This is a genomic window from Microcoleus sp. S13_B4 (assembly GCF_036700885.1).
Lineage (GTDB): Bacteria > Cyanobacteriota > Cyanobacteriia > Cyanobacteriales > Microcoleaceae > Microcoleus.
In genome coordinates this window covers 1-11,214 of sequence record NZ_JAUBPU010000102.1, presented here as the reverse complement: position 1 = coordinate 11,214, position 11,214 = coordinate 1, and the positions used below count along the sequence as shown (strand labels likewise).

The window sequence follows — 11,214 nt, the reverse complement described above, 5'->3', positions numbered from 1 at the left end:
ATTGTTTATACGTCCTTTTTTTCACATTTTGGCACAAAATGCAAGGGCTAATTGAGAATGGTGCAAGATCTCAGTTTAAACCGAGAACAACGTCGCTGTGTAAGAAAACTCAAGCATCAAAAGTATGGCTATTGGATTGTTGCAATCGACCGGACACAGTGGAAAGGACACAATATATTTATGGTTAGTCTGGTCTGGGGAACTCATGCTCTTCCGATATATTGGGAACTCTTAAAGAAGTCAGGTAACAGTGACCTCAAGACTCAAAAACGACTGTTAGGTATCGTCCTTCCTCTGTTTAAGAACTATCCCGTCTTAGTATAATGGCGATCGAGAGTTTCATAGCCCCAAACTCGCATCATGGCTTGATGCCAGGGGTGTATCTTTTGCACTACGTCAGAAAAAAGACTTCCAATTTCAAGAGAATTTAGGTGAAGACTATCAAGTGATCAAAAAGCTTGGCTTCAAACCTGGGATGTCCAAATTTTATCAGAATATTTTGGGAAATAAAGGAGACGGTTTAGGGCCATTTAATCTGGCTGTGTATTGGAAACGAAAATATCGTAAGCCCGGACCAAAAGAACCTTGGTATATTCTGACAAATCTCCCCAATTTGAAGCTGACTTTAGATGTTTATTGTTGTCGGTGGGGCATTGAACAGATGTTCAAAGATTACAAAACTGCTGGTTATAATGCGAGAAGATACCAAGGTCAATGAAACTCGCTTTTTATCCTTGGTCTTATTGATTGCGCTTGCTTATAGTTTGGCGACGGTTCACGGACAATGGCTCAAGAAGTTAGGTGTAGAAATTTATGCAGGACGGATCAAGGAGCATCAAGACAAAACCCCACGCCAAAGTGAATTTAGTCTGAGCCTCTATGGACAACGGTGGATCTATGGGATGGAATTATGGAACGATTGGGTAACAAGTCTAATTGCGCTCAAACCCCATAAACGTCTCTATTTTCAGCGCGGCTTCTTGGCTCTATCCTTTATGCAGCAAGCATTATAGGTACGTTGTCACCCGCTAAGCAGAACAATAAGAAGACATTTGAGTAAAAATAAAAGCAGCCCAATAATTCTGAGTGTCTGAAAAAGTTTTAGACGGTTCGTTACCAACTAAATCCCGGTTCATTCCCCGGGCAGAGAAACCAAATTCCGCCGCTCGACGGAGCACCGCCATCAATTCAGCGCGAGTGACGGGCTGCGTAGGTTTAAAAGTTCCATCTTGATAACCGCTAACTATCTTGTTTTCCCGCGCAAATAGAACTTTTCAGGCACTCCACCGGACAATATCAACATCGCTATAGGGACGGATAGAAACATTGCTAGGAAATGTGATATAGCATCTTGTATTCCTTTCCAGGATTCCAATACTAAAGATACCAATTGCTCTCTGGTAACAGCAAGTTGCGGTCGAAAGGTATTGTTTTGAGAAAACCGGGCTACAAACCCAAAGCCCACAGCTTCTTTAATTTCGGAAGCGTAGATATCATCGGTAGCTATCTCCGAATTGTAGAAAAGCCTGTATTGCCTACGGTATTGGTATTTCCTGCGGTATTGGCTGCGGTAATGGCTGCGGTGATGGCTGCGGTAATGGCTGCGGTGATGGCTGCGGTAATGGCTGCGATGATGGCGGCGGTATTGGTATTGGTATTGGCTGCGGTATTGCTTCGGTATTGCCTCCGGTATTGCCAATTTCTCCCGGTGCGGATTGATTGGTAGTGAAATAAAAGTGACCTAATGTGCGGCCTTGGTAAGCTCTTTTACTCAAGCGCCAAGCAGGATCGAGACTGATTTTCATGAAGTCGTTAACATCGCCGTTTGTGCGACCGATAATCACCGATTTACCTTGGTAATCTACCGGAGTTCCCATTAGAAGAACATTGCCATCAACAGTTTCCAAGCTTAGGGTGTATTTTAATGCTAAATCGGTGCCGGCCATGCGAATTGAAAAGCCGTTGCTGTCAGTTGCGCGGCCACAAATACCAGTGAAATCAAAAGTAACTAATAACGGATCGACTTTCACGGGATTAGAGCCACTTTCGCTCCAGCACTTTCGCTTGTCAGATACCTGTTCTAAAATTAGCAATTGGTAGCCGCCGTAAGGGCGGGGTTGGGCGACGACAATTACTCGGTCTTGGCTAATTTCGGTTTCGTCAAAAGTAAATGCTTTAGCCGAACCGATTGCGCCCAGTGTTAAAATTGCTGAACCTGCCAGTGCGGCCACTGTTCGTACAAGTGAATGTTTCATGATTTTTCCCTATTGGCTCCTTATTTTGATGAGACCTATCTAGAATATAAAAAAGTCGCGATCTCCAGACAACAAGATAGAATTTTACCATCTCTTGTTCCGGTGGTACCAAGTGCGATCGATCGCCGATCATCACATTGGTTCGTAGTGAGAACTAAAGTCCGAGCCAATTTTTATGAGGACTTTAGTCCTGACTACAAAGTTATAACCGTTATTTTACCGAGAAACTTGATAAGCTGTTGGGCATCTAAATTGTATTTTCCGGGCGGGCGGGAGGCCCACCGACCAGAATTTGATGGGAGTTGACAGTAAAATTTGGATGGGCCTGGGCTTCTTACTTGCGGGAAACTATCGCACTATTCACAAAAAAAATGGTGCGTTAACCAAGTGTAACGCACCCTAAAACAAACATTGAAAAAGCGCCTTTCGTGTCTAGCGGAACATACTGCTAACAGAACTATCTTCGTGAATCCGCCAAATAGTTTCTCCGAGCAAATTCGCTACCGAAAGCACCGTCAACTGCTTAAAACGGTTCTCTTCAGGCACAGGAATTGTATTCGTAACAATTACCTCTTCCAACACGCCGCTAGACAAACGCTCGATCGCCGGAGGCGAAAACACCGCATGAGTAGCACAAGCATAAACCTGCCTCGCACCCTCGCGGCGCAACAATCGGGCGCCCTCAGAAATCGTGCCGGCAGTATCGATCATGTCGTCCACCAACACAGCAGTTTTGCCCCTGACATCACCGATAAGATTCATCACTTCTGCCACGTTGTGAGCTTGGCGGCGCTTGTCAATAATTGCCAGGGGAGCATCGCCAAGCTTTTTGGCAAAAGCTCTCGCTCTAGCGACTCCGCCAACATCCGGCGAAACCACAACAATATCCGTCAATTGCTTGCTCGCCAGATAATCCAAAAGCACCGGCGAACCGTAAACGTGGTCGAAAGGAATGTCAAAATAACCTTGTATCTGAGCTGAGTGCAAATCCATCGCCAAAACGCGACCGGCCCCAGCTTCCGTAATCAAATTAGCCACTAATTTTGCAGTAATCGACTCTCTTCCGGCCGTTTTGCGGTCAGCCCTAGCATATCCGTAATAGGGAATGACGGCAGTAATTTGTCTGGCCGAAGCGCGGCGACAAGCATCGATCATAATTAACAATTCCATGAGGCGATCGTTTACCGGACAGCAAGTTGGCTGAATCAAGTAAACATCGCAACCCCGAATCGATTCTTGAATTTGAACGTAGAGTTCCCCATCAGCAAACCGCTTGCGAACCATCGGCCCCAAATCTATCCCCAGATAGCGAGCCACCTCTTGGGCGAGGGGAACATTAGCAGAACCGGAGAACAGCCGCAGACGGTCATGAGCGGAAACCGGCGGCTCGGGAAGCGGAAGCGGTAAAGTAGCAGAACGGATCACAGCAGGCCTCTTGCAGGACGTTTATTCCATCGCTATCTTACCATCTGAAACTAGAAATATTCAGCTAATTTTTTGATAGATTTAACTTTCGGGGCGGCCACAAGTGTGAAGTTAGGCGAATTGAATAGGACTTGCAAAAATATGTCCGAGAAACCGCGTTTCTAGCCCACATTCGGCATCATTAACGGTCACAATCGGTTTTTACTTATTTTTATCCAGCAATAAAACTATGAATTATACTTGAATACCGTACATTAACGGAAAAAAAACTTTTAAAAGGCATAATTTATTACTCTAAAGATCGAGTCTTCTGCGTAATTATGCTGGGTGACACCCCAGGGTGCGGAATGTGGGCTCTAGCGATCTCTGTACAGGCAGAAGTACGATCGCACTTGTGTCCCTGCGTCTAAAAGTTTTGCCGTGAGTCAATTTGGGGCTGAGGCTGCAAGTGCAGCCTCAGCCCCAAATTCAGTCGAAAGCCGAAGGCATCCGGGTTCAATGGGATAAAAAAGCCACCAACAGGCAATAAACTTGAAAAATACTGTAAAAAAAGTTAAGAATCGGAAGCATACTTCAGATTTTTGATATCGGGCAAAGCAAGGTAGAAATCGATGAGCTTAAGAGAACGCATTGACGCAGAAATCAAAGCAGCCATGAAGTCCAAGGACAAAGTTCGCTTGGAAACAGTTCGCGGCATCAAGAAATTTATTCTCGAAAAAGAAGTTAGCCTCCGTCCTTCCGGCCAAGAGACGCTGACAGAAGCTCAAGAAATGGAAATTTTGATGCAAATAGCCAAACAGCGCCGGGATTCGATCGAACAATACCGCAAAGGTGGTCGCGAAGATTTAGTGGCACAAGAGGAGGCGGAGTTGGCAATTGTTGAAGAGTATTTGCCGGCGCAGATGTCAGACGAAGAGGTGAGTCAAGTCGTTGACGAAGTGATTGCTTCGGTTGGCGCTACTTCTGCAAAAGATATGGGCAAGGTGATGGGCAAGGCAATGCAGCAGCTTAAGGGCAAAGCAGACGGTAACAGAATTCAAGACTTGGTGAAAGCAAAGCTTAACAGCTAGTTAGCTCAAACTCCAATCTTGCAGCATTGGCGATCGGCATTTCAGGGACGGGCTATTGGCGCCACCAGAATATTGAACTTTGAACCCAACAGGAATCCGGGCTGTTGCTCAAAGTTGCTCAAACAGTCCAGGACTCATCAACACTAAAGAAACCGGGTTTTTGAGCGGATCTGCGGGTTACAACCTGTGTATTTTCGTGACAAAACCCGGTTTCTGACCATCATGGCGTCCAAGAATGTCAAAAAAATGTAAAATACTAACTTTGGTCGGGACTGGAGACTACAGATAGTGAAGTATGCTCAAGAGCATTAAAGACCTAGCATTACTAAGTCTGTGAGCGATCGTCTATTTTTTAACAGTTTCTACTTAAACTTATGCAGCCACCTATTGCTATTGGAACTCTCCTACAAAACCGCTACCGCTTGGTGAATATTTTAGGTCAAGGGGGATTTGGCCGGACTTATTTAGTAGAAGATTTGGGACGGTTTCAAGAACGCTGCGCCCTGAAGGAATTGATTCCGGTGCAAAGCGGGCCTTACGTTTTAGAAAAATCGAAGGAATTGTTTCAAAGAGAGGCGGCAATACTTTACCAAATTGGGCACCCACAAATTCCCCAGTTTCGGGCAATATTTGAAGAGAACCAGCGTTTGTTTTTAGTGCAGGATTACGTGGAAGGGATGACTTACCGCGAACTGTTGCTCGATCGAACTTCAAAGGGTCGCACCTTCACCGAAGCCGAAGTCTTGGTATTTATCCGGCAAATGCTGCCGGTACTGGCTCACATCCACGCCCGCGGAATCATCCACCGCGACATCTCCCCAGAAAACATAATTCGGCGGGAAAACGACCAGATGCCGGTGCTGATTGACTTTGGAGTGGTGAAGGAACTTGCCACCAAAGTCCAGTCTCCCGAAGGAACAGCCCACGCGACCACTGTCGGTAAAATCGGCTACGCGCCGATGGAACAGTTGCAAAGCGGGCGGGCAACAGCCAGCAGCGACCTCTACGCTTTAGCTGTAACGGCGATCGTCCTGCTGACAGGCAAAGAACCGCAGGAATTGCTCGATCAAACCACGCTGCAGTGGAATTGGCAGCAGCAAGTGCAGGTGAGCACGGGTTTGGCTTTGGTGCTGAATCGGATGTTGAGCAGGTCTCCAGGCGATCGATATCAATCTGTCAGCGAAGTCGCCCAAGCACTCGACGGCCAAACTAATCCTAAGCCTAGCCAGCCAACTGTACCGCCCGCGCCGCCAGCAGTGGTGCCGACAAACCCTTCGCTAATAGCAACGGTGGCCGTGGGCAGACCGCCAGAGCCAGCCGCCCAGAGTTCCCATCCGCAAAACCAGCCAGACCCTTTAAGTGAGCCTGTTGGCGGCTCTTTTTGGGACAATCCCATCGCTGCGATCGGACTGCTGGGGGGCTTAGTAATCTTGACGGGCTTCGGTTCCTGGGCCTTAGTCGGCTCATTTCTCAACAATTCGCGGCCCAAACCCACTCCGACAGCGCCAGCACTGACAAGTCCGACGCCGACACTAACTCCGATACCAAACCCTCTACCTTTGCCTACCCCAACCCCGCAACCTTTACCAACCCCAACCCCGCAACCTTTACCAACCCCAACCCCAGAACCTTTACCAACCCCAACCCCAGAACCGAGCCCAGAACCTTTACCAGAAGCGAGCCCAGAACCTCTGCCAGAACCGAGCCCAGAACCTTTGCCGGAACCGAGCCCAGAACCAAGCCCAGCGCCAACTCCGATATCCAAACCGACGCCAGCGCCAACTCCGACACCCAAACCGACGCCAGCGCCGACTCCCGGGCCCAAACCGACTCCTAAACCGACTCCAGCCCCCAAACCGACTCCCGCACCCACTCCCGCACCCAAACCGACTCCCGCACCAACACCAGCGCCTTCGCCGGAACCTGCCCCAACTCCCGCACCGTCGCCGGAACCTGCCCCAACTCCCGCACCGTCGCCGGAACCTGCCCCAACTCCCGCACCGTCGCCGGAACCTGCCCCAACTCCCGCACCGTCGCCGGAACCTGCACCAAGTCCCGCGCCGTCGCCTTAACTCTAAACTTCTGGCAAAATTCCCCTAGACTGAGGTTGAGGCCAATTACTTGTTAGCTATTTGCCAATGAACTCGCTGCTAATTGCTGGAACTGATACCGACGCGGGCAAAACTGTTTTGACCACCGCTCTGGCTGCTTATTGGCAAATGTATTTTCCCGATCGCAGTTTGGGAATTATGAAGCTGTTGCAAACAGGAACGGGCGATCGCGAACTATACACCCGTTTGTTTTCCCTCGACCAATCCCCCGAAGAACTCAATCCGGTGCACTTTGATGCACCTCTAGCACCGCCGATTGCCGCCGAACGGGAGGGGAGACGTATCGAACTCGAAAAGGTCTGGACGGCTTGGCAAAGCCTCTCGGAGCGCAAGGATTTTGTATTGGTGGAATCTTTGGGAGGATTGGGATCGCCTGTAACGTGGGAACTGACGGTGGCCGATATTGCCAGGGATTGGCGGCTGAGGGGGGTTTTGGTAGTACCTGTGAGGTTGGGGGCGATCGGGCAAGCTGTGGCGAATGTTGCTCTCGCCAGACACACTGGTTTTAAGCTCAGAGGAATTGTGCTTAATTGCGTTCAAGCTTGTTCCGAACAAGAAATGGCCGATTTAGCGCCCGTTGATTTGATCCAGTCGCTGACTCAAATACCTGTGTTGGGTATTTTGCCGCATTTAGATGACCCGACTGACCTTGCTAAATTAGCTAAAGTTGCTTCAGATTTAGATTTAGAGCGGTTACTGCCAGGGGTTAATTTAGTTCCTCAAACTTCTAAATAACCCTATTCTCAACACCTCTCTTTCTCATTCTTCTCTTCCTCTGCGTACTCTGCGCCTTCTGCGGTTCATAAAAAAATCTCCTGCACAACTCAGATAGGATTGAAGAAGATTTTATTTGAACCGCAGAGACCGCAGAGAGCGCAGAGAAAGAGAAGAGAGAGTTTCACAAATTATTCAGAATTGCTATAAGGAGAATAAAACATGGTTTCTACTTTACCGAATTTAACCTCTGTCGATTTATCTCAGTTGCGGCTGGAGATTAGAAATTTGCAGCCTCAGCTAGTGGAATGGCGTCGCCTTTTGCACCAAAAGCCGGAGTTGAGTTTTGATGAAAATTTAACGGCGCAGTTTATCTCACAAAAGTTGCAGGAATGGGGAATAGATCATGAAACTAATATTGCTAAAACTGGTATTGTCGCGACTATAGACAGTGGCAAACCGGGGCGGGTTTTGGCAATTCGCGCGGATATGGATGCTTTGCCTATTCAAGAAGAAAATGAGGTGGATTATCGATCGCAGCATGATGGAATTATGCACGCTTGCGGCCACGACGGCCACACTGCGATCGCCCTTGGTACTGTTTGTTATCTGGCAAAGCACAAACACAGCTTTTCGGGTAAAGTAAAATTTATCTTTCAGCCCGCCGAAGAAGGGCCAGGGGGCGCAAAACCGATGATTGAAGCGGGAGTTTTGAAGAATCCTGATGTTGATGCGATCGTCGGCTTGCATTTGTGGAACAATCTACCTTTAGGCACTGTAGGCGTCCGCAGCGGCGCGCTGATGGCGGCTGTCGAAGTTTTTGACTGCACGATTTTTGGCAAAGGTGGACACGGCGCAATGCCACATCAGACTGTGGACTCGATCGTAGTTACAGCCCAAATTGTCAGCGCTTTGCAGGCAATTGTCGCGCGGAACATAGACCCGATCGACTCAGCGGTAGTCACTGTCGGCCAATTCCACGCAGGCCACACCCACAACGTCATTGCCGATACCGCTCAAATCGGTGGCACGGTGCGCTATTTCAATCCTGCATATCAAGGTTATTTTGCAAAGCGAATCGAGCAAGTAATTGCCGGAATTTGTCAGAGTCACGGGGCAAATTACCAATTAGATTATTGTGCGCTTTATCCGCCAGTTATTAATGATTCTAGAATAGCGGAATTGGTGCGCGGCGTGGCAGAATCGGTTGTAGAAACTCCTGCGGGAATAGTGCCGGAATGTCAAACAATGGGCGGCGAGGATATGTCGTTCTTTTTGCAAGAAGTCCCCGGTTGCTATTTCTTTTTAGGTTCGGCAAATCCAGAGAAAAACTTGGCTTACCCGCACCATCACCCGCGCTTTGATTTTGATGAAACTGCCCTGGGAATGGGTGTAGAAATGTTTGTGCGGTGTGTGGAAAAGTTTTGCGGTTAGCTTTATATGTAGGGTGCGCGGCGCGCACCTTACCGCTATCTAATCATCGAGTTTGAAAGATATTTTGCACCATTTTCTTATCTACACTCGCCGCCGCCTTATCCAATTCTGCAATCTCGCCCGAGTCCAACTCCCACCCCAAAGCACCAATATTATCCCTCGCCTGTGCCACAGATTTAGCGCCTGGAATCGGAATAGTTTCTTTGCAGATGCACCAGTTGATTGCTACCTGCGAAACAGTCTTGTTTCTGAATGCCGCTATTTCTCGCAAACATTCCAAAAGCGATCGCATTCCCGGAAGTAGCTGCTTGCACGCCAAACTTCGGATGCCTTTAGGAAGAGAGCCATTTTCGGAGTATTTACCCGTCAGCAAACCCAAGGCTAGAGGACTGTAAGCAATCAATTTTATCCCCAATTCATCGCAAACATCTTTCAATCCGAGTTCTGTCACCGGATAGGTAGAAAGTAGCGAATATTGCACTTGTAAAGTAACAATAGGAATTTGGCGATCGTTAAATTTCCGATGCACCCATTTCAGCCGTTTCGGCCCGTAATTAGACAAGCCCACTCCCTTAACCAATCCTTGCTCGTAAAGGTCAGCCAAACCGTCTAAAAGAGCGCTTTCTTGCCAAGGAGCGTAATTAGCTGTAGACCAGTGCATTTGCACCAAATCTACATTTTTTCCGAGGCGCGCCGCAGAGGCGTTGCAAGCCGATATCATTGATTGTCGCGTCAGTCTCCAAGGATAAGCAGCCAGTTTTGTCGCAATACAAATACCGTCTTTATTGACCCCTTGATATTGTTGAGAAAATTGCCCCAAAAGCTGCTCGCTGCGTCCGTTTAATTTGCCCGTTCCGTAAGAGTCGCCAGTATCGAATAAAGTGACGCCGTTACTAACACAAAGATTGAAAACGGCTTGCAATTCCTCGTCCATACTTTCATTGTAGCCCCAGAGGAATCTGTTACCCCAGGCCCAAGTGCCGCAGCCCATTGTTGGTAGTAAAATTTTTTGGTTAGTTGGCATTTTTTTGATGGTAGTTGCAGGGTAAGCTCATCTAATTTGGTATAAATTGTACTTGACAAAAAGGGCAAGATATAAAAGAGCATCCTGTCAAGAGCGATTCTTTGAACCCATTTGAGAGATTTTGACGATCGACAGACAACGGACGATCGAGGGATAACGGGCGAGCGACTCGCAGCCTCAAAGATGTCAAATGGGTTCTATAATAGTGCTTCATCTGTGTCACGAATGGTGAGGAAAAATCAATCGAGAAAGGATTTGATCGTGTTGTGACTGAGCCAAAATCATCACCGAAGCCCGACAGGTCTCAACCGATCTCCCTGCAACACTTACAAGCTTGCTTATCAACTTATTTTGATGACATACCAGACCCGAGAGTAGACCGAACAAAACAACATTTACTTAAAGACATTCTGGTCATTACCATATTAGCTGCGATCGCCGGCGCCCAGGGGTGGGAAGACATCGAAAATTATGGACTCAGCAAGCAACAATGGTTAGAAGAATTTTTAGAGTTACCCAATGGCATCCCCAGCGATGATACATTTCGCCGGGTGTTTGAAAAGCTAGACCCGAAAGTTTTAGAGGAGAAATTATCGCAATGGTTGCAACGAATTATGGGTTCAGTTTGCCAAGAAATCATCCCCATAGATGGCAAAAGTTTGCGAGGTTCTTACGATCGAGAGAAAGGTTTAAAAAACTTACATTTAGTCACAGCTTGGGCGAGCGGACAGCGTTTGGTACTCGGGCAAGTTAAGGTTGAAGACCATTCCAATGAAATCACAGCAATTCCAGCCCTACTAGAATTACTCGACATTGCTGGGGCGATTATCACCATTGATGCGATGGGGACTCAAACAGAAATAGTCCGACTGATTCGTCAGAAAAAAGCCGATTATGTCGTGGCACTAAAAAGCAATCATCCCACTCTTTACAATCAAGTTAAAGACTGGTTTGAGACGGCAAAAACTCAGGAATTCATGGGAATTGAAATGAGTTATGATTCACGAACCGAAAAGGGACATCATCGCCTCGAAACTCGAAAAGTTTGGGCGGTATCACTTGCCAAACTAGGAGGACTTTACAAGCAAGAGCAATGGCCTGGCTTACGTACTATTGTGATGATCGAAAGAGTTCGTCATCTGTGGAACAAAACTACGCACGACGTACAGTTTTACCTAAGT

At 47.6% G+C, this 11,214-nt stretch carries 10 protein-coding genes and 1 pseudogene; 6 read left to right on the top strand and 5 right to left on the bottom strand.

Annotated elements, in window-relative coordinates; all coding sequences use genetic code 11:
- Positions 1 to 75 precede the first annotated feature (75 nt).
- Positions 76 to 1,013, top strand: a pseudogene (locus tag QT994_RS26755) (IS4 family transposase); the annotation flags it as partial.
- A gap of 15 nt (positions 1,014 to 1,028) precedes the next feature.
- Here the strand turns inward: QT994_RS26755 and QT994_RS26750 are convergent.
- The 4 genes from QT994_RS26750 to QT994_RS26735 form a co-directional block, all read right to left on the bottom strand.
- The gene (locus QT994_RS26750) at positions 1,029 to 1,247 is read right to left on the bottom strand and encodes an S-layer homology domain-containing protein (protein WP_333180031.1); all 219 of its coding nucleotides are present in this window, start codon (positions 1,245 to 1,247) and stop codon (positions 1,029 to 1,031) included.
- Entirely contained in the window at positions 1,244 to 1,465 is a 222-nt protein-coding gene (locus QT994_RS26745) for a hypothetical protein (RefSeq protein WP_333180027.1), read from the bottom strand. The genes QT994_RS26750 and QT994_RS26745 overlap by 4 nt, the downstream gene beginning before the upstream one ends.
- A 70-nt stretch (positions 1,466 to 1,535) precedes the next feature.
- On the bottom strand, positions 1,536 to 2,255 hold the full coding sequence (locus QT994_RS26740) for a DUF3747 domain-containing protein (protein WP_333180023.1): 720 nt from the start codon (positions 2,253 to 2,255) through the stop codon (positions 1,536 to 1,538).
- A gap of 432 nt (positions 2,256 to 2,687) precedes the next feature.
- Positions 2,688 to 3,680, bottom strand: a complete 993-nt coding sequence (locus QT994_RS26735; RefSeq protein ID WP_333046601.1) for a ribose-phosphate pyrophosphokinase — start codon at positions 3,678 to 3,680, stop codon at positions 2,688 to 2,690.
- Positions 3,681 to 4,291: 611 nt separating this feature from the next.
- On the opposite strand from QT994_RS26735, the gene QT994_RS26730 reads away from it, so the two are divergent.
- The 4 genes from QT994_RS26730 to QT994_RS26715 all read left to right on the top strand — a co-directional run bounded on the left by QT994_RS26730 (position 4,292) and on the right by QT994_RS26715 (position 9,009).
- The gene (locus QT994_RS26730) at positions 4,292 to 4,750 is read left to right on the top strand and encodes a GatB/YqeY domain-containing protein (RefSeq protein ID WP_333180020.1); all 459 of its coding nucleotides are present in this window, start codon (positions 4,292 to 4,294) and stop codon (positions 4,748 to 4,750) included.
- Between the two features lie 374 nt (positions 4,751 to 5,124).
- Entirely contained in the window at positions 5,125 to 6,822 is a 1,698-nt protein-coding gene (locus QT994_RS26725; protein WP_333180017.1) for a serine/threonine-protein kinase, read from the top strand.
- A gap of 66 nt (positions 6,823 to 6,888) precedes the next feature.
- Positions 6,889 to 7,596: a dethiobiotin synthase gene (gene bioD / locus QT994_RS26720; RefSeq protein ID WP_333180014.1), complete on the top strand. Its 708-nt coding sequence runs from the start codon at positions 6,889 to 6,891 to the stop codon at positions 7,594 to 7,596.
- A 201-nt stretch (positions 7,597 to 7,797) separates the two neighbouring features.
- Positions 7,798 to 9,009, top strand: coding sequence for a M20 family metallopeptidase (locus QT994_RS26715; RefSeq protein WP_333180011.1), 1,212 nt, complete (start codon positions 7,798 to 7,800; stop codon positions 9,007 to 9,009).
- Between the two features lie 43 nt (positions 9,010 to 9,052).
- Here QT994_RS26715 and QT994_RS26710 read toward each other — a convergent pair whose 3' ends face one another.
- The gene (locus QT994_RS26710; protein WP_333180008.1) at positions 9,053 to 10,033 is read right to left on the bottom strand and encodes an aldo/keto reductase; all 981 of its coding nucleotides are present in this window, start codon (positions 10,031 to 10,033) and stop codon (positions 9,053 to 9,055) included.
- 242 nt (positions 10,034 to 10,275) lie between these two features.
- Here QT994_RS26710 and QT994_RS26705 point away from each other — a divergent pair.
- On the top strand, positions 10,276 to 11,214 hold a 939-nt coding region (locus tag QT994_RS26705; protein WP_445243950.1), incomplete at its 3' end, for an ISAs1 family transposase.